Origin of the sequence: Pseudomonas rustica, from assembly GCF_018336155.1 — a bacterium.
Taxonomy (GTDB): domain Bacteria; phylum Pseudomonadota; class Gammaproteobacteria; order Pseudomonadales; family Pseudomonadaceae; genus Aquipseudomonas; species Aquipseudomonas rustica.
In genome coordinates this window covers 55,238-77,674 of record NZ_JAGYHF010000013.1, presented here as the reverse complement: position 1 = coordinate 77,674, position 22,437 = coordinate 55,238, and the positions used below count along the sequence as shown (strand labels likewise).

27 protein-coding genes and 1 pseudogene are annotated in these 22,437 nt (G+C 56.8%); 18 read left to right on the top strand and 10 right to left on the bottom strand.

What is annotated here, in order from left to right; all coding sequences use genetic code 11:
* Positions 1–78: 78 nt before the first annotated feature.
* Positions 79–291 (top strand): annotated as a pseudogene (locus KFS80_RS23130) (transposase); the annotation flags it as partial.
* A 353-nt stretch (positions 292–644) separates the two neighbouring features.
* Entirely contained in the window at positions 645–1,220 is a 576-nt protein-coding gene (locus tag KFS80_RS23125; protein WP_212546056.1) for a hypothetical protein, read from the top strand.
* 261 nt (positions 1,221–1,481) lie between these two features.
* Here the strand turns inward: KFS80_RS23125 and KFS80_RS23120 are convergent, their stop codons facing one another.
* On the bottom strand, positions 1,482–2,153 hold the full coding sequence (locus KFS80_RS23120) for a lipopolysaccharide kinase InaA family protein (RefSeq protein ID WP_212546055.1): 672 nt from the start codon (positions 2,151–2,153) through the stop codon (positions 1,482–1,484).
* A 208-nt stretch (positions 2,154–2,361) separates the two neighbouring features.
* Here KFS80_RS23120 and KFS80_RS23115 point away from each other — a divergent pair, with 208 nt between their 5' ends.
* The gene (locus KFS80_RS23115; protein ID WP_212546054.1) at positions 2,362–2,817 is read left to right on the top strand and encodes a GNAT family N-acetyltransferase; all 456 of its coding nucleotides are present in this window, start codon (positions 2,362–2,364) and stop codon (positions 2,815–2,817) included.
* 86 nt (positions 2,818–2,903) lie between these two features.
* Here the strand turns inward: KFS80_RS23115 and KFS80_RS27370 are convergent, their stop codons facing one another.
* On the bottom strand, positions 2,904–3,164 hold the full coding sequence (locus KFS80_RS27370; RefSeq protein ID WP_420851071.1) for a DUF6124 family protein: 261 nt from the start codon (positions 3,162–3,164) through the stop codon (positions 2,904–2,906).
* Positions 3,165–3,378: 214 nt separating this feature from the next.
* Here KFS80_RS27370 and KFS80_RS23110 point away from each other — a divergent pair, with 214 nt between their 5' ends.
* A complete protein-coding gene (locus KFS80_RS23110) occupies positions 3,379–4,011 on the top strand; it encodes a LysE family translocator (protein WP_212546053.1) in 633 nt (210 codons plus the stop codon).
* Positions 4,012–4,078: 67 nt separating this feature from the next.
* Here the strand turns inward: KFS80_RS23110 and KFS80_RS23105 are convergent, their stop codons facing one another.
* Positions 4,079–4,966, bottom strand: a complete 888-nt coding sequence (locus KFS80_RS23105; RefSeq protein WP_212546052.1) for a LysR substrate-binding domain-containing protein — start codon at positions 4,964–4,966, stop codon at positions 4,079–4,081.
* 105 nt (positions 4,967–5,071) lie between these two features.
* Here KFS80_RS23105 and KFS80_RS23100 point away from each other — a divergent pair, with 105 nt between their 5' ends.
* From KFS80_RS23100 to KFS80_RS23090, 3 genes are all read left to right on the top strand, one after another.
* Positions 5,072–5,407: a carboxymuconolactone decarboxylase family protein gene (locus tag KFS80_RS23100; protein ID WP_212546051.1), complete on the top strand. Its 336-nt coding sequence runs from the start codon at positions 5,072–5,074 to the stop codon at positions 5,405–5,407.
* A gap of 6 nt (positions 5,408–5,413) precedes the next feature.
* Positions 5,414–5,821, top strand: coding sequence for a tautomerase family protein (locus tag KFS80_RS23095; protein ID WP_212546050.1), 408 nt, complete (start codon positions 5,414–5,416; stop codon positions 5,819–5,821).
* A gap of 76 nt (positions 5,822–5,897) precedes the next feature.
* Positions 5,898–6,464, top strand: a complete 567-nt coding sequence (locus KFS80_RS23090) for a hypothetical protein (RefSeq protein WP_212546049.1) — start codon at positions 5,898–5,900, stop codon at positions 6,462–6,464.
* A gap of 207 nt (positions 6,465–6,671) precedes the next feature.
* On the opposite strand, the gene KFS80_RS23085 is transcribed toward KFS80_RS23090, so the two are convergent.
* Together KFS80_RS23085 and KFS80_RS23080 are read right to left on the bottom strand one after the other, a co-directional pair.
* Positions 6,672–7,034 (bottom strand): DUF6124 family protein, encoded by a 363-nt coding sequence (locus KFS80_RS23085; protein ID WP_212546048.1) that lies wholly within the window; start codon positions 7,032–7,034, stop codon positions 6,672–6,674.
* Positions 7,035–7,428: 394 nt separating this feature from the next.
* A complete protein-coding gene (locus KFS80_RS23080) occupies positions 7,429–8,343 on the bottom strand; it encodes a LysR family transcriptional regulator (protein ID WP_212546047.1) in 915 nt (304 codons plus the stop codon).
* A gap of 225 nt (positions 8,344–8,568) precedes the next feature.
* Here KFS80_RS23080 and KFS80_RS23075 point away from each other — a divergent pair, with 225 nt between their 5' ends.
* The 4 genes from KFS80_RS23075 to KFS80_RS23060 all read left to right on the top strand — a co-directional run bounded on the left by KFS80_RS23075 (position 8,569) and on the right by KFS80_RS23060 (position 11,775).
* The gene (locus tag KFS80_RS23075; RefSeq protein WP_212546046.1) at positions 8,569–9,909 is read left to right on the top strand and encodes a nucleobase:cation symporter-2 family protein; all 1,341 of its coding nucleotides are present in this window, start codon (positions 8,569–8,571) and stop codon (positions 9,907–9,909) included.
* A 30-nt stretch (positions 9,910–9,939) separates the two neighbouring features.
* Positions 9,940–10,449: a nucleoside deaminase gene (locus KFS80_RS23070; protein ID WP_212546045.1), complete on the top strand. Its 510-nt coding sequence runs from the start codon at positions 9,940–9,942 to the stop codon at positions 10,447–10,449.
* Positions 10,450–10,556: 107 nt separating this feature from the next.
* Positions 10,557–11,264: a class I SAM-dependent methyltransferase gene (locus tag KFS80_RS23065; RefSeq protein WP_212546044.1), complete on the top strand. Its 708-nt coding sequence runs from the start codon at positions 10,557–10,559 to the stop codon at positions 11,262–11,264.
* 88 nt (positions 11,265–11,352) lie between these two features.
* A complete protein-coding gene (locus KFS80_RS23060) occupies positions 11,353–11,775 on the top strand; it encodes a hypothetical protein (RefSeq protein WP_218959393.1) in 423 nt (140 codons plus the stop codon).
* On the opposite strand, the gene KFS80_RS23055 is transcribed toward KFS80_RS23060, so the two are convergent.
* Positions 11,766–12,215: a GNAT family acetyltransferase gene (locus KFS80_RS23055; protein WP_212546043.1), complete on the bottom strand. Its 450-nt coding sequence runs from the start codon at positions 12,213–12,215 to the stop codon at positions 11,766–11,768. The two genes, KFS80_RS23060 and KFS80_RS23055, sit on opposite strands and share 10 nt — an antisense overlap.
* A gap of 72 nt (positions 12,216–12,287) precedes the next feature.
* Here KFS80_RS23055 and KFS80_RS23050 point away from each other — a divergent pair, with 72 nt between their 5' ends.
* Positions 12,288–13,091, top strand: coding sequence for a hypothetical protein (locus KFS80_RS23050; protein ID WP_212546042.1), 804 nt, complete (start codon positions 12,288–12,290; stop codon positions 13,089–13,091).
* A gap of 78 nt (positions 13,092–13,169) precedes the next feature.
* Here KFS80_RS23050 and KFS80_RS23045 read toward each other — a convergent pair whose 3' ends face one another.
* The gene (locus tag KFS80_RS23045) at positions 13,170–13,703 is read right to left on the bottom strand and encodes an ATP-binding protein (protein ID WP_212546041.1); all 534 of its coding nucleotides are present in this window, start codon (positions 13,701–13,703) and stop codon (positions 13,170–13,172) included.
* Positions 13,704–13,889: 186 nt separating this feature from the next.
* Between KFS80_RS23045 and KFS80_RS27035 the strand changes: the two genes are divergently transcribed.
* The 6 genes from KFS80_RS27035 to KFS80_RS23015 all read left to right on the top strand — a co-directional run bounded on the left by KFS80_RS27035 (position 13,890) and on the right by KFS80_RS23015 (position 18,855).
* On the top strand, positions 13,890–14,060 hold the full coding sequence (locus tag KFS80_RS27035; RefSeq protein ID WP_246542006.1) for a hypothetical protein: 171 nt from the start codon (positions 13,890–13,892) through the stop codon (positions 14,058–14,060).
* Positions 14,061–14,107: 47 nt separating this feature from the next.
* Positions 14,108–14,314, top strand: coding sequence for a hypothetical protein (locus KFS80_RS23035; protein WP_246542003.1), 207 nt, complete (start codon positions 14,108–14,110; stop codon positions 14,312–14,314).
* A gap of 47 nt (positions 14,315–14,361) precedes the next feature.
* Entirely contained in the window at positions 14,362–14,736 is a 375-nt protein-coding gene (locus KFS80_RS23030; protein WP_371925868.1) for a cytochrome c, read from the top strand.
* Positions 14,737–14,901: 165 nt separating this feature from the next.
* The gene (locus KFS80_RS23025) at positions 14,902–16,320 is read left to right on the top strand and encodes a DUF1254 domain-containing protein (RefSeq protein WP_420851070.1); all 1,419 of its coding nucleotides are present in this window, start codon (positions 14,902–14,904) and stop codon (positions 16,318–16,320) included.
* A gap of 17 nt (positions 16,321–16,337) precedes the next feature.
* The gene (locus KFS80_RS23020; RefSeq protein ID WP_212546039.1) at positions 16,338–17,828 is read left to right on the top strand and encodes a DUF1254 domain-containing protein; all 1,491 of its coding nucleotides are present in this window, start codon (positions 16,338–16,340) and stop codon (positions 17,826–17,828) included.
* 130 nt (positions 17,829–17,958) lie between these two features.
* A complete protein-coding gene (locus KFS80_RS23015; RefSeq protein WP_053120439.1) occupies positions 17,959–18,855 on the top strand; it encodes a LysR family transcriptional regulator in 897 nt (298 codons plus the stop codon).
* Positions 18,856–18,858: 3 nt separating this feature from the next.
* On the opposite strand, the gene KFS80_RS23010 is transcribed toward KFS80_RS23015, so the two are convergent.
* The 3 genes from KFS80_RS23010 to KFS80_RS23000 all read right to left on the bottom strand — a co-directional run bounded on the left by KFS80_RS23010 (position 18,859) and on the right by KFS80_RS23000 (position 22,403).
* Positions 18,859–20,043 (bottom strand): iron-containing alcohol dehydrogenase, encoded by a 1,185-nt coding sequence (locus KFS80_RS23010; protein WP_212546038.1) that lies wholly within the window; start codon positions 20,041–20,043, stop codon positions 18,859–18,861.
* A gap of 51 nt (positions 20,044–20,094) precedes the next feature.
* Positions 20,095–21,573 carry an APC family permease gene (locus tag KFS80_RS23005; protein WP_159811425.1) on the bottom strand — a complete coding sequence of 493 codons (1,479 nt, stop codon included), beginning with the start codon at positions 21,571–21,573 and terminating at the stop codon, positions 20,095–20,097.
* 302 nt (positions 21,574–21,875) lie between these two features.
* Positions 21,876–22,403, bottom strand: coding sequence for a GNAT family N-acetyltransferase (locus KFS80_RS23000; protein ID WP_212546037.1), 528 nt, complete (start codon positions 22,401–22,403; stop codon positions 21,876–21,878).
* Between the last annotated feature and the right edge of the window lie 34 nt (positions 22,404–22,437).

Genomic DNA, 22,437 nt, shown 5'->3' with positions numbered 1-22,437 from the left:
TGATTTCTTCAAGATAAAAAGTCTTGTTTTATTGATGAAACGTCAATGCTCGCCGTCATCGCACCGAGCGAGCTCTCGGGTGCCGAGTCGGGGTACCACCTTGGCCATCCTCAGGGCGCGGAGCACCCCCTAGGATTCGAACCAGCGCAACGGCAGCAGCGGCAAGACCGTGCAGACCGATGACGGCCCATTGCGCCTGGACATCCCCAGAGACCGCGATGGTAGTTTTGCTCCGATTCTAATCCCCATAAACGAACGCCGATTTACGGCTTCGATGACAAGAACATTGCATGAACCGCAGGCATGCTACTTTCGACGAATTTCGGTCGCTACCGAACGGCTGCAATGGGTCGAAAGTGGTCAGTCATGAAGGGCAGCAAACGGCCAAAAGCAGACGTTCAAAAAACAGAATTTGTGTACTATTCTCACCAGTATTCCCCTGCCGAGTGCAGCGAGGCTTGTTGCCACGTCACTGGACTTTTGCCATACAGGAGTTCTCGGCAATTGTTCCGCACTACCCAAGGTTTGATATGCTAGCAGTGGCAATTGACGTTTGGCGTTTGTCGGCTCAAGTCGCGATCTGGTAGTCGTCAATAACACCTACGACGCTTTAATAATTAATTCGAGCACGAAGAAATCAAAACATGCTACAAATGAAACTCAGCACGCTTGAGGAAAAATCAAAAAAAATAGTTTTTTCAGTGATAGCGTTTCTGCTCTTTGGTGCATGGTTTTATTATGCTGGCTGGGCTTCTAGTATTTCAGCGCGAACAGTTTTAATGCCTGAAATCCCCGAGTGGACGACATACCTGTTGATCGGTTCTATTAGTGGGCTTACCGCCGTAACTGGCACACTATACCGGCGTCCTGGTGGCAAAATAGCAAAACGAACTTTAGACTCTTTTATTGGTTGGTTTTGCTTAGGGTTTGGCTTGTCTGTCAATATTTATGCGACCGCCGCCTATCTTCTGCCTGGCAAGATTATTAGTTATGAGTCTTCATATGAAATAACCTACCCTGGGCCTTCCATCGGAAGATTTAGTCATTGCGAGGCAGGTCTGTGGATCGAAGATACAAATACGCACCGCAGAATTGAGCTCTGCACGAATAAAATGGACTTAGAGGAAAATATAAAGCAGGGTATGAAGACCGTTTGGGTGAGTGCCCGCGCAAACAAAATAGGTAGCTACATTGTCAGCTATACATTTATCTATAAGTAGATCCACTAGGTTCGACATTTTTTTCGCGAACAAAAGATTAAGCGACAGCTATGGCCGATTTCTGACTTTCGTCAACTTCAGCTTTGGGTCGAAAACGGACATTTACGAATGTCTGCTTATGGCCGAAAGCAGCCAGTCGCTATCAGCCAAATTTGGCTGCCAGCTTTTCTTCCTGCCAAAGCGAACCCAGTCCTCAAGGTTGTCGCAGCCCCGACGAGAGTTGCAATGGGTTCGCCTGCTGAACGCTACAAACACGCCTGCTTACATGGTTCTGCCGATGGCTTGCTCGTAGTAGGAAAGGAAATGCTGCCACTGCGACTCATCCCAGAAAGAATGCCGTCTGAGTTGAGGAATATCGTGACGCGCTGCGCCCATGGCCGTGGCGCGACCGCGAGATTTTTCCAGGTCGAGCAACGCCAGTTCGAAGTCGAAGTCTGCGTCGGTAATCGATGCCTTGATAAAGATGTGCTTGGAACGCATGCAACCGTGCTGCCATTTGCCTGAGTGCATCCGCGCCAGCATTTGCGCTAAACGTTCAAAAAGTCGCTGATGCTGCTCTGTCGTCAACATGCTTGCAGCGCCTTGGCTATACCAGGTATCCAGATCGATGAAGCCACCGAGGTCTTCGGTAACTAAAACACCTTGCCAAGTGCCTTGGACTTTTCTCGCACCGTAAAACACCGGCCGTGGCGCGTTCACGCCCAGTTCCTCGAGCCTGGAAAGGGCAATACCTTCGCGCAGAGCGGTGGGCCGTCCAGTGGGGTAGCGGAGACTGCGAAACAGGTGACCGGTCTGACGCTTCACGAAGAACGTCCTGTTATCGTGAACGATCAGTTGGACGCCGCTGGTGCCGCTCCGGCGCACATTCGGTGGTTCAACCCACGACCCCGACGTACCCCACCAGAATTCAAACTCATCGCGTGCCCGGCCCATTGTGTGCTCCATTTATTGTAGAAATCTGTTTGCTTGCGACGGTTGCATTATGGTCGCAATAGCACCTCAGTCTATTGGTGGACGTCAATAGTTCCCCGTCATTCGCAGATGTTAGTGCTTGGTTTTGGCTTTTACGCAACTACGTGGCGAATATGGGCAATGGGGGGATACTCACAAGTCTCAAGACATCACGGAAGGAGTTGCTTGAATGGAGTGCCTGATTCGAATCGCTATGAATTCGGACGCTGCCGCCATCAGCCAGATCATCATTGGCACCCTTCGCGAGTCCAATGCTCAGGACTATTCAGCCGAAATCATCAACCAAGTGGAGCTGAGCTTTTCTCCACAAGCAATCCTCTCTTTGATGACGCAGCGTCAGGTGTTCGTCGCCCTACTCGAACATCGTATTGTTGCAACGGCCAGTCTTGATCACGACGTTGTTCGAAGTGTGTTTGTCGACCCGGCTTATCAAGGGAAGGGCATCGGGAGACAGCTGATGAAAAGCATTCAATCAAGCGCCATTGCTGAAGGGCGCAACCTGCTGCGTGTCCCTTCTTCGATCACGGCTGAGGGCTTTTATGCTTCGCTAGGCTTTATAAAAATCCGAAACGCATTTCACGAGTCCGAGCGCACGATCATCATGTCGAAGACGTTGGATGTGTAGCTTGACTGTATGAACTCAAATGACGATCGGTATCACGGCTAAAAAGGCTTGAAGTGGCGACGGCAAGTCGCCACTGAACGGGTTACTCAGTCCGTAACTTCAACCCTGTCCAACGCCCGATTCACCGCCAATTCTCCAAGCATCACCACCTGCGCAATGCCCAACAACGTCCTGCGAATCGGGCCATCTACCAACCCCGCTACAAGTGCCAGACGCAAAATTCTACGTTTAGGTCTGGCGCTGAGTGGTTCGGGCAAGCGCGCTGGGTACATAATTGCGCTCCACTTGTCCACCGTTCGCATTCGTCTTGACCAGTCACTTGCATGGGTACTGACCAGCGATCGCATCGGATTTAACCAATACGAATCGTCGGCATGACCGGCAGAGAATGGCCAGAAGCAGCCACCGTAAATGTCCAATTTCGACCCATTGCTGCCCTTTGCCATCGACCGCAATTCGTCGAAAGTAGCATGTGTACGGTTAATGGGCTTTTGCGAGCCTTCTGTAGAATGCCGCCATTCGCCGGCAAGGCGACTTTAACAATAAGAGCCTGAGGCATTTATGATTGACGTTTCTGTAGCATTACTTTTCGCAGGCGCTTGCGTTGCGCTCACACTGACGCCTGGCCCTGACATGCTGTTGATCGCTTCGCGGAGTCTGAGCCAAGGTCGGGCGTCGGGTTTTGTTTCACTTGCAGGTATTCAGGCAGGCACTTATTGCCACGCATTGGCCGCAGCACTCGGGCTGTCACAATTGATGGCCGCGGTACCTGCGGCTTATGACCTCGTCAGATTTGCCGGTGCCGCATATCTGGCATTTCTTGCCTGGAAAGCGCTCACCAGCAGCTCTTCCCCCTTGGCGCCCGATGAAGCCTTGACGCCCACGCCACTGTTGCGCATTTTTCGACAAGGCTTGGTGACCAATTTGTTGAACCCAAAAATGGCGCTGTTTGTACTGGCCTTGTTTCCACAATTTGTGGATCCGACTAAAGGTTCGCTGGTCGTACAAATGTTGGCATTTGCGACCATTTTGAATGCGATTGGATTGGTCGTGAATGGTGCAGTGATTCTCTTGGCCAGCAAAGTCGGGAGCAAGCTGGCGAGCAATGCCAGCATTGCCAAGAGACTTAATCAACTCTTAGGCGTGGTTTTCATTGGCTTGGCGACTCGCTTGGCACTTTTTTCCGGGAAGTAAGTGGCCCCATCACCTACGTGCTGCGTATTTCTCCATCTGTCTCGCTCGAATTGAACCCTGCCTTCGATTATTTCGTAATGGTGAAATGAAACGCCTGTTCTTGCAGGCTCGTTTTGATCATTGCGGCCAATTGTTGGGCGGCCGGTGTTGGGTCGTCGTCACTACTGTGAAGCACATAGCCAAGGCTCGGCATCGGCGGTAATCCAGAAACGACGGTGAGATGACTCGGCAGCCCGATGCGGGTTCGCAGGGTCAGGCCCAATCCGGCGGCGACGGCTGCCCAGATACCACCGACGCTGGGGCTGGTCAGAGCGATCCGCCAAGGAATTTGCTCGGCATCCAGCGCCTGAGTGGCGGCGCTGCGCAATACGCAAGGGGCGTCGAACATGATCAATGGCAACGGTGAGTCATCAAGGGTCGTCAGCAATGGGCGATCGCGGGCCCCGATCCAGTGCATCTGTGTTTCGCCCAAGCGAGTGGCGTAGGGCGACAGGGGTCCGGTGTCCCAAGTCAGCGCCAGATCTAGGCCTGCGCTTTGGATCAGTGCAAGCAGTTCTGCATTGCGGGCGATCCTGACTTCGAGATTCACCTTCGGGTAGGCATGGACGAAGCGTCGCAGCAGATCGCTCAGGAAATGCTCCCCAAAGTCTTCTTGAAGTCCGAGTCGTATAGTCCCGGCAGTCTGGCTTTCATGCAGGGTCTGGAAGATGCCATCGTTCATTTCCAGCAACCGTCGGGCATGGCTGAGCAGCGTTTCTCCCGTGGGGGTCAAGACCAATCCGCGACCGGATTTAGCCAGAATCGGCGTACCGATCTGCTCCTCGAGTCTCTTCAATTGAGCGCTTACGGCAGACGTCGACCGACCGAGACGATCTGCCGCTTTGGCAAAACTGTTGAAGTCCACGCCGGTGACGAAAGTGCGTAATACGTCTAGATCGAAGGTGGGGCGGCGCATTTAATGATCCACTAATTCGGGATGATGGGTGCTATTAAATCTGATATTCGGAATTGTCGCGACTTGATAGTTTGCCCTCGTCAATTGGGACATTGGGAAAACATCATGAGTGCATCGATGGTCACGGGGCGAAAACACCAAAGCATCTACCCGAAAAAATTTACCGAACTGACCGACAACATATTGTTTGGCGACATGTGGACGCGTACGCAGTTGGAGCCGCGTGAACGCAGTCTGGTGACAGTGGCCGCGCTGGTGGCGATGTACCGGCTGGAGCAACTGCCCTTTCATTTGGAACGTGCACTGGATAACGGCTTGAGTGTTGACGAACTGGCTGAAGCTATCACGCATTTGGCATTTTATTCAGGTTGGCCGACAGCTGCATCGGCGCTGAAATTACTCAATGAACAACAGGCCAGGCCCGCCAAACCTCGGGAGTAATTGTCGATGCCGTTTTCACGAATTTCACTGCACCGCGGGAAGTCGGCCGAGTATCTACAGGCATTGTCTGAGGGTTTGCACGCCGCCTTGGTCGATAGCTTCGAAGTCCCTGAGACTGATCGTTTCCAGGTCATCCACCAACATGACATTGGTGAGCTGATCTTTGATCCCCACTACTTGGGCGGGCCGCGCAGCCATGACTTTGTGCTCATCGCGATTACCGCAGGCCGTCCTCGAAGTGTCGAGACCAAACAGCAGTTTTACCGTGATCTGGTGGAGAAATTGGGGCGGGCGACAGGACTGGGCGCAGAGGACGTCATGGTGGTAATCACGACTACGGCCAGCGATGAGTGGTCGTTTGGAGGAGGGCGGGCCAACCAGCCTCCGGGTTCGTATAGCGCCTTCATTTCATAGACAAAGGTCACCTGTGTCTATTAACACCATGGTTGATTGATAAGGCCTGTATTCATCACATTTTGAAGAGGCAACAATGGTTCCCACTGCAATCCCGTTCGGTACCACCGATGGGTCCACTGAATCGATGGCGCGTGCCGCTCAGAAACCCACTGCCTATTACAGAGCGTTTATTTTGTCATTGGCGTTCATTGCTCCAGGAGCTGCCCTTTGGACAAGCAACGAGTGTTATGCCGCCCCAATAGCGGGGAAGGCCATCGTAAGAGCTTATGAGGGCAGTGGAGGCGTCAGCGTTGAATTGGTCATGTCAGGCCCACCTGAAAAAGAATGGGCGTTGCTCAGGATTCGAGGAACGGAAACGGGTGCAGCATTGCATCAAGCAAGCGTTCAGCGCTCGCCGGATTCGACATCCTATGTAGAAAGTATCAGCGGGGTTTCACGGACAATTTTTGTGGTACGGATGCATCAAGGTTTTCTTCCGCGTCAAGACCAGGAGCCCTATGCACTGGGAGAAAGCACCCGACTGGAGCGACTGAGCACTATCGCGACAGAGGTTGAGAAGTTTCGGGCTGAGAAATTTGCCGTTCATCAAGCAGGAATACAGACCACGTTATCCGAAGAGTTCATCAAAAGCAGTCCTTAGTCGACTGGCTCCTCTTAGCACCAGTTCAGTCACTCTTGAAGCTAACCCCTGCACATGGAAGCGAGACGTAAAATGAAGCTAATCGATGCGCAAATCATGTCGAAGACACTGGATGTGTAGCTTGACTGTATGAACTCAAATGACGATCGGTATCACGGCTGAAAAGCTTTGAAGTGGCGACGGCAAGTCGCCACTGAACGGGGTTACTCAGTCCGTAACTTCAACCCTGTCCAACGCCCGGTTAACCGCCAATTCTCCAAGCATCACCACCTGCGCAATGCCCAACAACGTCCTGCGAATCGGGCCATCTACCAACCCCGCGACATCGCCCAGCATGATGGAAGCTGAGGCCAGTGATTCGGATGCGTTAACCAGTAATGACTCGGTGTCCGTTTCCGGATTCACCAAAAACATCGTACTCGCCTGATACGGCGCAGCCATGATCGCCGCAGTCGGGTTGAGGTAATGGTCGAGCGCACGCTCAGCTGCGTCGTGAAGCTTTCTTGAATCGAGCGATTCGTAAGGTGAGACCGAATCGGTTTCCGGTGGGTTTGGTGTTGGTTTGAACATTGATGAAACTCCACGTGTGTTTAGAAGAGCCATCACTCTCGCTACCAAACGAGGGGTGGCGACCATACGAAGGTTGGTAGACCGGCCCACATGGAAAAAACCGGCGCGCCCGAAGACGCCCTGCGCATGGCCACCATCAAGCAGATGCCAGAAAGCATCTGCGTTAGGTGACGCGATACGCCATGTGGAGTAGCGGGCTACCAAACCCGATCACTGTGTTCAGTGACCGACCCACGATAGAACCCGCGCTCCAGGCGCACAAGCCGGCGGATTCTGGCGTAGTCGTAGGCAAAGGCGCAAGGTGTTGTAGCCTTTCGGGCGTAACGCCAAGTGTCCTTAAACACAACGCGAAAAACGTTAAACACACTCCTACTCAGCCGCACCCACAACCCCGTCAAAGCGTCGTAATCTGCCCATTCCGATCCAGCTCATACACCTTGTTCCCCTGCAATTTCTCCTTCAGCCAACGCTCCGCTTTGCCCAGCGGACGTTGCCGCGCCCAGAGCAAATCCACGCCAATGTGCCAGTCCGTATGCGGATACGCTGTGAGCTGCAACTCGACCAATTCACCTTTGGCCAGTTCACGTTGAATCAGCTGCCGGGGCAGGGTGGCCCAGCCGAGTCCGGCGCGCACCATTTCCAAGAGTGCCAGATAACTTTCCGCTTGCCACAACTGCGTCGAGCGCAGGTATTCGCTGCTCGGCAGTTTGCTCGCGTGGGCGCTGAAGGCGAGGCGGCGGTGGACGTGCAGGTCGTCGAAGGTGACGTTGTCAAGTTGCGCCAGCGGGTGATCCGGGTGGCAGACGTGCAGCATGATCAGTTTGCCCAGTTGCTGGAACGCCAGTTCCTCAGGGTAGCCCGGTTGGGAGAAGGCGACGCCGAGTACGGCTTGGCCGCTGCTGACCAGTTCGCTGACGTCGCCGTGCACCGGGTGGCGGATGATCAGGTCAACGAAGGGGAAGGTCTGCTCGAAGGCTTTGAGTACCGGCATGATCGGGCCGTACGGTGTTTCGATTGCCAGTGTCAGGCTGGGTTCGACGTTGTCCGAGAGGCAGTCGGCGTGGGCTTCGAAGGTCATGCAGCGTTCGAGCACGGCTTCGGCTTGGATCAGCAGTTTGTGGCCGCTGGCGGTGAGGGTGGGGCTGCGGTTGCTGCGGTCGAACAGGTCGACGCCGAGGTCGGTTTCGAGGTTGGCAATCGCCGCGCTGATGGTCGATTGCGTCTTGCCCAGCTTGCGCCCGGCGGCGGAGAACGAACCGCTTTTGACCACTTGGACGAACATCAACAGTTGATCGAGTGAGAAGCGCAAGCAGTGAACTCCCGGGTCGAAGAAGAGGGGTGAAAAAGCGTCATCAATAACCGATTTCGCCGCGTTCGCGCCATCGAAAAAAGCGATGGTTGCTAATTTGTTTCATCGCTATAAACGTTCAACTATGGCCCCGCATCAAACGATCTCCGGGGCGGTTCTACCCTTCAAACGCCCCTGAGAATGCCCGCGATCTCAACAGATGCCGCACCTTCAGGAGCGTGTGAAATGACCACACAACGCATTCATCCGGTGGACGAGGTTTTGCCGCTGCGACAGTTGTTCACGTTTGGCTTGCAGCATGTTTTGGTGATGTACGCGGGGGCGGTGGCGGTGCCGCTAATTCTCGGCAGCGCAATGGGGCTGACCTCGGCGCAGGTGGTGTTGCTGATCAACGCCAACCTGCTGACCTCCGGTGTGGCAACGTTGATTCAGACTTTGGGCTTCTGGAAATTCGGCGCGCGTTTGCCGCTGATTCAGGGCTGCTCGTTTATTGCGCTGGCGCCGATGATCATGATCGGCAAGGAGTTCGGGCTCAGCCAGATTTTCGGTGCGGTGATCGCGGCGGGGTTTATTACCATCGCGCTGGCGCCGGTGTTCAGCCGATTGCTGCGCTTCTTTCCGCCGGTGGTGATTGGCAGTTTGATCACCATTATCGGTATCTCGCTGATGCCAGCGGCGGCGATCTGGTTGGGCGGTGGCAATCCTGATTCAGCGGATTTCGGTAACCCCGCCAATCTGTTGCTGGGCCTGGCCACGGTCAGCGTGACGCTGGTGATCTACGCCAAATTCAAGGGATTCCTCGGCAACCTCAGCGTGCTGATCGGCTTGTTCGTCGGCAGCCTGATCGCGGCGGCGTGCGGCATGACCCACTTCAGTAAGGTGAGCGAAGCGGCGTGGTTTGAGCTGAGTGCGCCGATGGCATTTGGTGCGCCGGAATTCTCGCCGGTGCCGATTCTGATCATGACTCTGGCGATGCTGGTGATCATGGCCGAGACCACGGGCAACTGCCTGGCGATCGGCAAATTGACCGGCAAACCAACCACACAGCAGACCCTCGGCAACGCGTTCCGCGCCGATGGTTTGTCAACCATGCTCGGCGGCTTGTTCAACAGTTTTCCGTACAACGCCTTCACGCAAAACACCGGTTTGATTGCGCTTTCCAACGTGAAAAGCCGCTTCGTCGTCGCGGCGGCCGGGGCAATCATGGTGCTGATGGGCTTGTTCCCGAAGCTCGGCGCGTTGATCGCGGCGGTGCCGACACCGGTGCTCGGTGGCTGCGCGATCGTGATGTTCGGCATGACCACGGTGGCCGGTATTCAGGAGCTGTCGCGGGTGCAATTCGAGGGCACTCGCAACGGCATCATCGTCGCCGTGTCAGTGAGTGTCGGCGTGCTGCCGATGTCCTTTCCGGCGCTGTTCGAACACGTCGGCCCAACGCTGAAACTGGTGCTCGACAGCGGCATTTTCCTCGGTGCGATCACCGCCATCGTGCTCAATATTCTGCTCAACAATGAAAAAAAATCGACCGAAACCATCGGCGCTACGTCGGCTGAATTGGCCGACTGACTTTTGTTTTCCACTGCCCAGGAGTTACCCATGAATCAATTCACTCAGCTCATTCCAGCAGGCGTCAGCGATCTCGATCTGGCGTTGCTGCGCCAGACCATCGCCTTGTCCGAGGCCTCGAAACAGCGTGGTCGCCACCCGTTCGCCGCGTTGGTGGCTGATCGCAACGGCAAAGTGATCGTCGAAGCGGGGAACAACTCGATGCCGCCGGAAGGCGATCCGACTCAGCATGCTGAACTGGTTGCGGCGGCTGCGGCGGCCAAGTTGCTGGCGCCGCAAGAGCTGGAACTGTGCACGCTGTATACCAGCGCCGAACCTTGCTGCATGTGCGCTGGCGCGGTGTATTGGACGGGCATCGGCCGTGTGGTTTATGCGTTGTCGGAGCACGCGTTATTGGGACTGACGGGTGACCATCCGGAGAACCCGACGTTCTCGCTGCCGTGCCGCGAAGTGTTTGCCAAGGGGCAGCGCAAGGTCAGTGTATTGGGGCCGATGCTGGAGGGAGAGGCGGCCGAGCCACATAAGGGGTTCTGGTCGTAACGTTGAAGCACTGCATTCCCGATGGGAATGCAGTGCATGAAATCATTGAATTTCTCTTGTCACCCTGGCCGGCGTAATTTGCTGAAAAAGGACATGGAGACCTGCCAGTGAAATCATCCTCAGCTGAAAAATTCGATAACTCCCGCGCCAACGAATACGCCCAACAAAGCCGCATCGCACTGGCCGGTTATGACGCCTGTCATGATCTGGCGGCGTGCATGCTGGCTGCGAGTCTCGGGCAGTCACGGCCGGCGAAAATTCTGGTGGTCGGCGCTGGCGGTACGGCGCAGGAAATCATCGCGATGGCGGCACTGGAGCCGGACTGGAGTTTCACTGCAGTCGATCCTTCCGAGCCGATGCTGGACGCGGCGGTGCAACAGTTGCAGGCCAATGATTTGCTGCACAGAACGGAGGTGCATCTCGGTGAGATCAATGACTTGCCGGCGGATCAAACCTTCGATGCCGCGACTCTGATCGGCGTGCTTCATCACCTCAATGGCGACGAACCCAAATGCGAGATTCTGCAATCCATCCAAGCGCGGCTGAAACCCGGCGCGCCGCTGATTCTGGCGGGTAATCATTACGCCTATGCGAGCCAACCGTTGTTGCTGCAAGCATGGGGCCAGCGCTGGCGGCAGCAGGGCGCGAGTGCCGATGAGGTGCAAGCAAAACTCGGAAAAATTCTGCAGGGGGCCGATCCGCCGCATTCCGAGATAGCGGTTCAGACATTGCTGCATGAGGCAGGATTTGGCGAAGCAACGCGGTTTTTCAGCAGTCTTTTCTGGGGGACCTGGCTGACGTGTAAGGCGGTTTGAGTGCAGTTTTTGCGTGGCGCAGCGGCTGATCTATAGTCACTGAACCGGCCACCGGACTCGGCCAGGACGATCCGCAGGAGCGCGAGAATTGATCACTCGACTGCAAGCACTCAAGTTGATGCAACTGGTCATCGCCTTGCCGGCCTATACCGTGCCCACCTGCACGACCATCGCCGCAACACTGTTTTTGGTCTTCGCCGTGCCGTTCAGCTTTGTCACTTCGCTGCCGCCGAGCGCTTTTCTACAGACACTGCCGTGGGTGACGCTGTTGCTGTTTATGCAGTGGGCCTGCTGGAGCATTTTTGCTGACGTGCTGGAAGACATTCCGAGCGTGCGGCATTTGACGTTATTGGTGTTTGGGCTGTTGCTGACGCTGTTCTTCGGCGCGTTCGCCTGGTGGCTGTTTGACGATCACATTCTTGGACTGATGTGCGGCTCGCAGGGGATGGCGGCGGGTGTGCTGTTGGTGATCAATTTGCTGCGTAAACGGTTTCAGGCGGGTCAGCCCTGAATCCCTGGCATCACGATATTCGCTTCAATCTTCTTGCCCATGCTGATGCGCGGTTCGATCGAATAACCCAACGCTTCATAAAAAGCCGCCACGCTCGCATTGGCGCTGATGATCTGCAGATTGATCTTCATGCAGCCGCGCGCAATCAGCGCGTCCTCGGCGTGACGAACCAGTTTGGCTCCCAAGCCTTCTCGACGATGTGCGGGGTGCACCGCCACCGAGTACAACCAACCGCGGTGGCCATCGTACCCGCCCATAACCGTGCCGATGACTCCTTCATCTCGTAGAGCCACGAAAAACAGCTCATCGGCGACGGCGAGTTTTTTGTCGATGGCGAGGCTGGGAGTGTTATGGGCGGTTTCGTAACCGAAGACGGTTTCCCATAACGCTATTACCGCGTGTCGGTGGTGGTTGTTTGAATAATTGGCAATGACGTCCATGGCGCGGCTCTTGAGTTGAATGAGCTGACGCTAGCGCTCTGTGGTTTGTGTGTCCAGGGGGCTTCAGATTGGATGGATGACAAAATTATCTGCAAAAAGCCGCATACATCATTGATGTCCACCTACGCTAAGACCGTTCAGGCCATTGCGATCGTCGTGCAGCAGCGATCAACGGCTTGCGATTGCAACCCATTGGTACAGGCGGAACCTGACCTGAGTGGTTTATTTCCTGGAAACCCCGGAAATCAACGATCAAGTCAGGTAGGGCCGTTTGAAATCCGGCGCAGTGAGATGATCCCAGACCAGATTTACTCGCATATCCGTATCGTCCTCAGCATCATCCTGGGGCTGGGTATAACGACGTTACTCAAGGGGATCGCTTCGATCATCGAACACCCGCGCCAATTTGGATGGTCGTGGATACACATGAGCTGGGTGGTCTGGGCGCTCATTTCAATCATGACGTTCTGGTGGTGGGAGTTTCGTCTTACGCAGGTGCCGGTGTGGACGTTCGAGTCCTACTTTTTCATTGTTTGCTATTGCGCCCTTTATTTCATGGTGTCGACGATGCTGTTTCCGTCAGACGTGAGAGAGTTCGGCAGCTACGAAAACTATCTGCTCGAGCGACGTGCCTGGTTCTTCGGGCTCATCGCGCTCATCACGGCCATGGATCTCATCGACACCTCCCTCAAGGGCAATGCCCGCTGGCATACGCTCGGAGCGGCGTATACCGCCCACACCGCCATCATGCTCGGCATCGTGTTGATTGGCATCACACAGAAACGGCGTCGAGTACAACTGACACTTGCGCTGTTTACCCTGATCTATCAGGTCGGCTACTTTGTCGTGGAGTACTTCACTCTTTTAGCGGATTGAGTGTTAAGAACAGCCGTAGTTGCGCAATGGGATTCTTCCCTGACCGAGCCGATTGGAGTGACGTTTCTGGCCGAATTGCTAGCGGCGACAATGCCCCAAAACATCCGCCACCATTTCATCCGCACCACGCACCCCATCAACCCGTAAAACCGGAATCGTTTGCCCGCTCAACCACGCCTCATGCCACGCTCGATTACGCCCTGAAAAATTCGGATCGTCATACTGCGAAGCCCATTCTCGGAAAGCCACATGTATCTCATGCATGTCGCCCCCTGGGGCGATCCGGTCGCCAAATCGCTCCCTTTCACGCGCGGCCAGACGCTCAAGGCGAACAGGCGTTGGTGTCACAACGAAGACGATCAAATCAGCGTGGGTGATCAGCGCATCGCCCCAGCCCATACAAGAGCCGGTCAGCACCCAGTTGTCGGCGCCCAACTCCTGCTGCATCAACGAAACGCGTTCTTCAGGCGGCCGCTTTGTTGTGAATGGCGGGTTGGTGGGCGCCCAGTAAAAATCATCGACATCGACATGTTTTAAATCGAGCGAGGGCGCGAGGTTGGTACCCAAGGTCGACACGCCTGCGCACGAAGCACCTGTAATGTATATCCGCAATTTTTCCTCCGTGAATACTGTTCGATAGTCCGTCTTATCCAGCCATGCGGCGGCTGACGGCGAGCAGGATATCAGGGTAGCGCGGCTTGAATCCTCGATGAATTTGGAAAGTAGCTAAGCAAGTTAGCTATAGGTTAACGTCCCCGACTCGTCACGATCAGCCCTGAATTCCGGACAGGATTACGCATGAGCGCACCCTCAACGCCAGTCGAAGATCCACGCAGCCTGCAAATTGCCAGCGATGTCGTCGGCCAGCAGCTACAACAAATCGCCATTCTGACGCGCAACGATGTGCGCGGCGCCGGTCGTACGGTGGTTCAGCGCATGGGCATTGAGGCGCTGATCCGGGCGAACTGAGTCGTCACGACGATCATGCCCAAGCGTTCGCGGCCTACGAAAAACTGATGCGCCCCTACGTCAATCAGGCGCAAAACGTGCCCAAGTTCGCGCCCCGACTGGCCTCGCCACATTCGCGGCTTGGCATCGGCCTCGGTCACGCGGTATTAAGGCTGGCCACCGCACCGGGTTTCAAGACGGTATTTGGCAAAATTCTTTCACCGAAAGCAGACGCGATCGAGCTGCCGCGTTATGAAGGTCAACAAGGCGCGTAGCGTCTACTTCGATATAGATTCAATGGATGGTATACGAGCATATGGACATGAAATCAGTCTTCATCGCTGCGCTGAGCGTTTTATCGCTGGCTCAAACATCGCCGTCTCTGGCGGACAACAGCAACGGAAAAAACCTCTTCGTGCAGCGCTGTGCGATGTGTCACGGCGCTGATATCAAAGGTACAGGGCCGCTGGCGCATAAAAGCAATCCGCCGACGCCGGATCTGACAACAGCCGCTTTCAAGCAACGGCTGAGCGATTACCCGGGCGTCATTGTGTCGTCAATCATCCTGCGTCCCAATGGAGACTTGATCCCAAGAACGTTGCGTGAGAACGGCGTGAAAGTGCCGCCGCATGCCTGGAGTGTTGAGGATTTTCGTGATTTGAATCAGTACATGAAAAGTGTCATTTCAAAACGTTGAGGGCTGCGGATCAGGGCCTGCTGCGCGCAGCCCAAACATTCAGTGACCACCTCGGCAGACTTGCGTTATCTTCCCTGCGACTCACCAGCAAAGGGTGATTCCCACAAGTAAGGATGCTTTATGACTCAACTGCCGCAACGCCTCAATCTGTTCGCGCTGAGCTTGATGGGTGCGCTGGCCACCACCTGTGTTCTGGCCCCGCAAAGTTTCGCGAGCGAAGGCTCCGTCAGCGGCCCGGTCGCCAACACCAAGGTCACCGAGCCATACGTGCGCATGATGGCCCGTGAGGCGTATTTCTGGGGTTGGCCGATGGCCAATATTTTCAACCGTCGCCAAGCGTTCAAGGATCTCCCTGAACCTGGCTTGATGGGCGGAATTGTTCCGGTCGCGCCAATCAATCGACTGTCGATGCTCAGCGATTACATCGATCCGGCCGAGCGCCTGGTGGCGTGTCCGAATCAGGACGTGGTCTACGGCGCGGGCAGCATCGCGCTGGATCTGGAACCGGTGGTGTTGCAGGTGCCGGATTTCGGCAGCCGTTTCTGGGTGTACCAAGTGGTGGATTTGCGTTCTGACAGCTTTGCCGAGCTCGGCAAAATGTATGACACCAAACCCGGTTTCTACCTGCTGGTGGGCCCTGACTGGAAGGGCGAAGTCCCGGCCGGGATCACCAAGGTCTTCCGCTCGCGCACCAACACCGGATTCGTGATTCCCCGGGTGTTCCAGGACGATAGCGCTGTCGATCGCGCGGCCATTCAGCCATCGTTGTCGGGCGTCGACATGTACCCGCTGTCGCAATTCGACGGTAAGGTCAAACACCGCGATTGGGCAAAACTGCCGAAATTCCCGGCGCAGGCCGCCGGCAGTGGCGAAACCAAATGGGTGATGCCAGAGAAGTTCTTCGACGAGTTGCCCGCGCTGCTCAAGGACGCCAAACCGTTGCCGGGCGAAGAAGCTCGCTACGCACAAATGGCCGCACTGGCCGCCATTGCCAAGGCCGATCCTCAGCTCAAAGCCGCGATGATCGATGAAGCGAAAAAAGCCGACAGCGAAGTGATCGACCCGCTGTTGCAGTTCCGTAACTACGGCCTGCAATTGCCGGATCACTGGAGCACCATCAGCAACGGCGCGGCGTTCGGCACCGACTATTTCAGCCGTACCGCCGTCGCGCGCTCGAATATCTTCGTCAACCAGCAGAAAGAAACCAAGTACTTCTATCAGGATCTGGACAAGACCGGCACGCGCCTCAACGGGCAAAACAGCTACACCGTGACCTTCGCCAAAGGGCAGCTGCCACCGGTCAAAGGCTTCTGGTCGCTGACCCTGTACAACGAACAGCACTTCTTCTCGCCGAACGACCTCAAGCGCTATTCCATCGGCACCAAAAACAAATCCCTGCAAGCCAATGCTGACGGCTCGCTAACGATTTACGTGCAGAGCGACTCGCCGGGCAAGGACAAGGAAACCAATTGGCTGCCGACGCCTGAAGGTGCGGATTTCTCGCTCTACATTCGCGCGTACTGGCCTGAGCCGGCTGCGCTGAACGGCCAATGGGTGCCGCCCGCTGTTGTCAAAGCCAATTGATCGCAAGGACGTTTACGATGAACACGTTCGCAAAATCACTGACAGCGCTGAGTCTGGCCGTTTCGATCAGCGCCAGCGCCCAGGCCGCCAGCCATTACCAGCAATTGGCCGACCTGCCGTTCGCTGGCGGTTACCCGACGCTCGAAGGCGTGGCGCAGCTGCAAAACGAATTGCTCTTCCAGCGCGCCGTGCAGTCGTACATCTGGGCTCTGCCGGCGTTGAACATGTACGCCATGAAAGAGGGCTCGGAGAAAGCTTTCGGCGCCGGTTACAACGTGCTGCCGATCTGGAAGGATCGCCTCAACGCCAAGACCCGCGTGACCACGCCCAACTCCGACGTGATCTACGCCATGGGCTATCTGGATCTCAAGCAGGACGGCCCGATGGTGATCGAAGTGCCGCCGGGTTTGCAGGGCATTCTGGATGACTTCTTCCAGCGGCCGATTTGCTCCGAGGGCCAGATTGAGGGTCGCCAGTGGTGTGGCGATGTCGGTCTGCCGGGGCCGGACAAAGGGCAGGGCGCCAAATATCTGGTGCTGCCGCCGGATTTCAAGGGCGAGGTACCGCCGGGCTATCTGACGTATCGCTCGCGAACGTACGGCGTGTTCGTGTTCTGGCGTGGCTTCTTCAAAGATCCGAAACAGCTCGATGCGCCGGTCGCGGTCATGGAGAAAACCCGCATCTATCCGTTGGGTAAACAGGCCACGGCCAAAGCGATGGTGTTCCCCAACGCCTCGAACACCCCGGTCAACATGCTGTACCCCACCGATGGCAGCGCTTTCGACATGCTGTCGCGGTTTATCGAACACGAATACGTCGACCCGCAGGACATGGAAATGCGTGGCGTGCTCGCCGCACTGGGCATCATCAAGGGCAAGCCGTTCCAGCCCGACAAGGCCAGCCGTGACCTGCTCGACAAAGCGGCGAAAACCGCCAGCAAGATCGGCCATGCGATCTCTTACACGCCGCAGACGATTGTCGCCAACGGCACGTGGTACCCGGATCGCAAGTGGCTGAATGTATTCCCCGGCAACGCGACGTTTACCGCCGACACGTTCAACTACATCGACCCGCGCACCGGCTTCTTCACCAACGCCTATTCCGCCAGCCCGGGCATGGCCGTGAACATGGAAAACGTCGGCGCCAAGTACCCGGCCACGTTCGTCGATGCCAAGGGTGAATTCCTTTCCGGCAGCAACAGCTACACTTTGAACCTGCCCAAAGGTATCCCCGCAGCCTTGTTCTGGTCGGTCACCGCGTACGACTCGATCACCGCGTCCGGCCTGGACAACGGCCAGCCGTTTCCATCGATCAATACTATGGACAAACCGGTCGCCAATGCCGATGGTTCGATCGATGTGCATTTCGGCCCGGACTCGCCCGGCGCCGGTAAAAACTGGATCAAAACCCTGCCGGGCGAAGGCTACTTCGTGATTCTGCGCCTGTACGGCCCGACCAAAGCGTTCTTCGACAAAGTGTGGAAGCCGGGGGATTTGCACAAGCAATGATTTGAGAGGTTCTTGAGCGGCATGGGAGCCTCAGCGTCCTCATGCCCTCAATACGCTTGCCGACGGCGCCCGTCGCAATGGAAACTTGATCCCCGCAACGTCGCAAGAAATCGTTGAACAGGACACCCCGGTGATCAGAAACATTACGGACATGGATTTACGCCTGCTGCGGATTTTCGCCATCGTGGTGAAGTGCGGTGGTTTCACCGCTGCGCAAGCTGAGCTGAACATGAGTCAGTCGAACATCAGCACGCATATTTCCAGTCTGGAAAAACGTTTGGGCTACCGGATTTGCGAGCGCGGCAAGGGTGGTTTTCGCTTGACCGAAAAAGGTCAGCGGATTCTCAAGGCGTCAGCGGCGCTGTTTGGTGCGGTGGATGCCTTCCGTGATGAGGCGCAGGATTTATCCGGGCGTCTGGTGGGGGATCTGTATCTGGGGCTGGCGGACAATATCGCGACCCTGCCGACCGCGCGCATCGACGCGGCCATTGCACGGTTTTATCAGCGCGAACACGACATGCACCTGCATATCTTCGTGAACTCGCCGATAGAGCTCGAACGCGCAGTGATCGACGGGCAACTGGACGTCGCCATTTCCTATTTCAGCCGTCCGCTACCGACCTTGAATTACCAGCCGCTGTACAGCGAGGAGATCGGTATCTTCTGCGGGCAGGCGCATCCGCTGTTCGCCGTCGAGGCGCCGACGCTGGAACAGCTCAAGGCCAGTGACTGGATTTGCCATGGTTTCTTGCCGGCCGATCAAGTGCTGCCCATTGCGCCTGATCGCGCTTCAGCCACCGCGCACCACATGGAGGCGGTGGCCCACGGCGTGCTCGCCGGGACGCATCTGGGCTATTTGCCTGCGCACTACGCGCGGCCATGGTTACAGAGCGGCAAGATGCGCGCGCTGCACCCCCAGACGCTGCGTTATGACGTGCAGCACAGCATGATCACCCACGTCGGGCACCCGCAAAGCGAGGCCGTGCGTGCCTTTATCGCAGATCTGCTGGCTGAGCACGGTTTGTGAGTTTTATCTCGGCAGCACGCCTTGCACGGCGTTGCGGAAGATTTGCGTGTAGTCGGCGGCACTGAGGACACAGGCGTTGGTGTCGGATGAAGAAACATCGGCCAGCGCCTGTTCGCCAACCCAATCCGCCGCGTCGGTGTCCAGACCCATCTCGCCCAGGCTGTGGGCAATGCCCAACTGCTCGCGCAGCTGCAAGACCCAATCGAGAAAACCATCGAAATCAGGCTGCGGCAACTCCAGATAGCGCGCCAGTCGCGCGATGTCTCGGCTGATTGCCTGACGGTTGGCGACCAACACGTAGGGCAGCAGGATCGCATTCAGCAACCCGTGGTGTTTGTGATAACGCGCGCCCAGCGGATGGGCGAGGGCATGCACGCCGCCCAAACCTTTCTGAAATGCCACCGCGGCCATGGCCGAAGCGATCAACATGCCTTCGCGGGCAACCATGTTCTGGCCATCGCGATGTGCGTTGCACAAGTGCTGCTGAATCAAACGAATACCTTCCACCGCGACACCGGAAGACATCGGGTGATACAGCGGCGAACAGAAAGCTTCGATGTGATGGGTCAACGCGTCCATGCCGGTGGCGGCGGTCAGTGCGGCGGGCAGGCCACGGGTCAGCACCGGGTCGAGGATCACGCAGGCCGGCAGTAATTCCGGGTGGCTGACCACACGCTTGATGTTTTCTTCGCTGAGGGTCAACACCGCTTCGCGACCAAGCTCCGAACCCGTGCCCGCCGTGGTGGGCAGCGCGATCAGACGTGGCAGATCGAGGTGCGGAAAGTCCGCCAATGTTGGATAGCTGGCTATGACATTCGACCATTGATATTGCTCGAGGCCTTGAGCATCGACGGATGCCAGGCTGATGCCCTTGGCGGCGTCCATCGCGCTGCCGCCGCCCAGAGCAATCAGCGAATCATGCCGGCCAGCCTTGAAAGCGGCCACGCCTCGGGCGACGTCATTCAGGCTCGGGTTGCTGTCGATGTCGCTGAACACCGCGAAGGCAATATCGGCGTGCTGCAAATGCGCTTTGATCAGCGCCATAGGTTCCAGCGCAAGCATCCCCGGATCGGTGACCAGCAGCGGATTGCGCATTCCCAACAGTTTGCAGCGTTCGGCCAACACATCCAGCGCGCCGGGCCCGCAGAAAATTTCGGTGGGGTAATTCCAGTAATGAAGAGAAGACATCTGAACTCCAGATTCGCGGGGCGCAAGGGCCCCGCATGACAAGGCGGGGGGTTATTCGGTGCGCAGTTGCAGGCTGCTGCGCAGATAAGGCTTGGCGCGGAACAGGTAGATCAGGCCCAGCAGCGCGAGGATCGAGAACACCAGAATCACCGCCCACACCTGAAACCATGGCGCACCCGGTGGCGCCAGCGACTCCCGTGGCCAAGCGACGTTGATGCTTTCAAACACCAGCCAGAAGAACGCCGCAAGATTGACCGGCAGACCCCAGCGACCAAGGCTGAAAGTCCCGGGTTCGGGTTTCCATTGGCCGCGCAGACGAGCAAGCAGGGCGCAGCTGACGACAATCAGGAACACCATGAAAAAGCCGCCGCTGCCGAAGGCGATCAACGTGCCGACCGCCGTTGCGTTGAGGCCGAGCGCCAGACCGAGACTGGCGAAACAGGTGCTGAAAACCATCGCCGCGAAAGGCACTTTGCGCTTGTCGACTTTACGCAACAGGGCCGACGCCGGGAGCATCGAGTCGCGGGCCATGCCGAACACGGCGCGACCGATGTAGGTCTGCACCGAGACGATGCACGCGATGAACGCCACCAACACGATGCCCACGAAAGGTCGTTCCGACCAGCTACCGAAGGCATCAACGACAGCAGGTGTCACCGGGTCGACGATTTGCCCGGAGACCATGCCTGCGGTGTCGGTAAACGACAGCGTCACGGCGAATGCGGTGAGCATGACGGTGAGGCCGACCAGAATCATCGAGCGCAAAATCGCCCGCGGCGTCGACGTCCGCGCATCGGCAGTTTCTTCGGACACCTGCGAGCAGGCGTCGAACCCGAGGAAGGCCCAGCCACCGACCGCCATCGCCGTCAGAAATCCTGGCAGGTACGAGCCGTCGCCACCCTGACTGGAGGTCAGTCCTTCAAACACCAGCGACAGCGAATGGTTACGGAAGAACAACAGCAACAACACGCCGATGCCGATGGAGGCGATCGCCTCGGCAATGATCCCGGCGTTGACGAAGTACTTCAGCGGGTTGATGCCGAACAGGTTCACCCCCAAACCGAGCAGCAACAGCACGGCGCCGCTGAACACTTGGGCATTCGCCGATGGCGGCGCGCCGGTAAAAAACAGCCACAACCAGAAACCGCCCAAGTAGGCGACAGTGGTCAAGGAAGCCAATGCCGAGGCCAGATACATGAACCCGGTGAACCACGCCCAGCGATCGCCCGCCAGTCGCCGAACCCATTGATAGCAACCGCCGGCGAGCGGGTATTGCGAGGCCAGTTCGGCATAGACCAGCGCCACCAGAAACTGCAGCGCCAGGCACAGCGGAACGATCCAGACCCAGGACGGCCCGGCGTTCATCGCGCCCAATGACATCACCGAATAAATGCCCACCACCGGCGAAACGGTAGCGAACCCGACAGAAAATGAAGACCACAATGACAGACCGCGATGCAGTTCCTGGGCATAGCCTTGGCTGTGCAGCAACGATTCGTCGGCGTTTGGGCGGGAAAGAGGCGAGGTCATTGTCGGCCTCCCATTGAAGCGCTGGCGCTGGAGAGCGCGCAATGACAGGCACGGCAGCGTGCGAGCAGGGCGGACATAAGAAATTCCTTGGTCGGCAGACACATTATTTTTAGGATCGCCTTGTCTCAGGCGTACCGACGAAACGGCCTCCTTCATGAGGAGTGAAGGGAGCTTAAGCCAGGCAAACATCGATAAAAATTCATATGTTTGTAGGCTGGGTTCTGGAATTTCATATGTTTGGAGAAGGGAGCAGAGAAGAACGGCTGACCGTGATCAGCCGTCGTTGATTGGCAAAGCGCAGGCTAGCCCCATTGCGCTCTGGAAAGCCCATAGCATTTGCACATCGCAGGCACTCCAGACAGATCCAGTTCGGCGTCATACAAATGCGTTGCGCCCAGCTTGAGCATGGCGTTTTGCGAACGAAGATTATTAGGCGCGACGTGGAAGTAGACGGTGTCATACGCCTTGAACGCATGCTGCAGCATCAATCGCTTAAGCTCGCGATTGGCCGGCCCGCCCCATTTCGCCCGCGTCAGAAAGGTGTAACCGATGGCGATTGCGTCAGGCTGGTCGGGCGGTGAGTAGTAGCTCGACATGCCGACGATCTGCCCGGAGGCAATCTCTATCACCGCGAGGGCTTTGCCGCTGGCCAGGCGCGCGGCGAAGTAGGGCGCGAAGACCTGTCGTTGATAGCGATCCGTGGCCGGGTGGCCGGCCCAGATCAGCGGGTCACTCGCCGCCAGCAGCATGCCTTCAAAATCACTGTCGGCGAGTGGTCGCAGTTGCAGTGTGTTCCCGCTTAAATCGGGTTGGTTATCAAAGTCGCGCACTGGACGGGTTTCCTTGTCAGGTGAGTCCTGAGAA

Bases quoted from the DNA above. Each gene is read 5' to 3' on its own strand.
- KFS80_RS23020 (WP_212546039.1), top strand. From the start codon at position 16,338: ATGAACACGTTCGCAAAATCACTGACAGCGCTGAGTCTGGCCGTTTCG.
- KFS80_RS23110 (WP_212546053.1), top strand. From the start codon at position 3,379: ATGATTGACGTTTCTGTAGCATTACTTTTCGCAGGCGCTTGCGTTGCG.
- KFS80_RS23005 (WP_159811425.1), bottom strand. From the start codon at position 21,573: ATGACCTCGCCTCTTTCCCGCCCAAACGCCGACGAATCGTTGCTGCAC.
- KFS80_RS23030 (WP_371925868.1), top strand. From the start codon at position 14,362: ATGAAATCAGTCTTCATCGCTGCGCTGAGCGTTTTATCGCTGGCTCAA.
- KFS80_RS23070 (WP_212546045.1), top strand. From the start codon at position 9,940: ATGAATCAATTCACTCAGCTCATTCCAGCAGGCGTCAGCGATCTCGAT.
- KFS80_RS23025 (WP_420851070.1), top strand. From the start codon at position 14,902: ATGGGTGCGCTGGCCACCACCTGTGTTCTGGCCCCGCAAAGTTTCGCG.
- KFS80_RS23050 (WP_212546042.1), top strand. From the start codon at position 12,288: ATGGATGACAAAATTATCTGCAAAAAGCCGCATACATCATTGATGTCC.
- KFS80_RS23095 (WP_212546050.1), top strand. From the start codon at position 5,414: ATGCCGTTTTCACGAATTTCACTGCACCGCGGGAAGTCGGCCGAGTAT.
- KFS80_RS27035 (WP_246542006.1), top strand. From the start codon at position 13,890: ATGAGCGCACCCTCAACGCCAGTCGAAGATCCACGCAGCCTGCAAATT.
- KFS80_RS23125 (WP_212546056.1), top strand. From the start codon at position 645: ATGCTACAAATGAAACTCAGCACGCTTGAGGAAAAATCAAAAAAAATA.
- KFS80_RS23085 (WP_212546048.1), bottom strand. From the start codon at position 7,034: ATGTTCAAACCAACACCAAACCCACCGGAAACCGATTCGGTCTCACCT.
- KFS80_RS23120 (WP_212546055.1), bottom strand. From the start codon at position 2,153: ATGGGCCGGGCACGCGATGAGTTTGAATTCTGGTGGGGTACGTCGGGG.
- KFS80_RS23010 (WP_212546038.1), bottom strand. From the start codon at position 20,043: ATGTCTTCTCTTCATTACTGGAATTACCCCACCGAAATTTTCTGCGGG.
- KFS80_RS23055 (WP_212546043.1), bottom strand. From the start codon at position 12,215: ATGGACGTCATTGCCAATTATTCAAACAACCACCACCGACACGCGGTA.
- KFS80_RS23075 (WP_212546046.1), top strand. From the start codon at position 8,569: ATGACCACACAACGCATTCATCCGGTGGACGAGGTTTTGCCGCTGCGA.
- KFS80_RS23105 (WP_212546052.1), bottom strand. From the start codon at position 4,966: ATGCGCCGCCCCACCTTCGATCTAGACGTATTACGCACTTTCGTCACC.
- KFS80_RS23035 (WP_246542003.1), top strand. From the start codon at position 14,108: ATGCGCCCCTACGTCAATCAGGCGCAAAACGTGCCCAAGTTCGCGCCC.
- KFS80_RS23100 (WP_212546051.1), top strand. From the start codon at position 5,072: ATGAGTGCATCGATGGTCACGGGGCGAAAACACCAAAGCATCTACCCG.
- KFS80_RS23115 (WP_212546054.1), top strand. From the start codon at position 2,362: ATGGAGTGCCTGATTCGAATCGCTATGAATTCGGACGCTGCCGCCATC.
- KFS80_RS27370 (WP_420851071.1), bottom strand. From the start codon at position 3,164: ATGCGATCGCTGGTCAGTACCCATGCAAGTGACTGGTCAAGACGAATG.
- KFS80_RS23090 (WP_212546049.1), top strand. From the start codon at position 5,898: ATGGTTCCCACTGCAATCCCGTTCGGTACCACCGATGGGTCCACTGAA.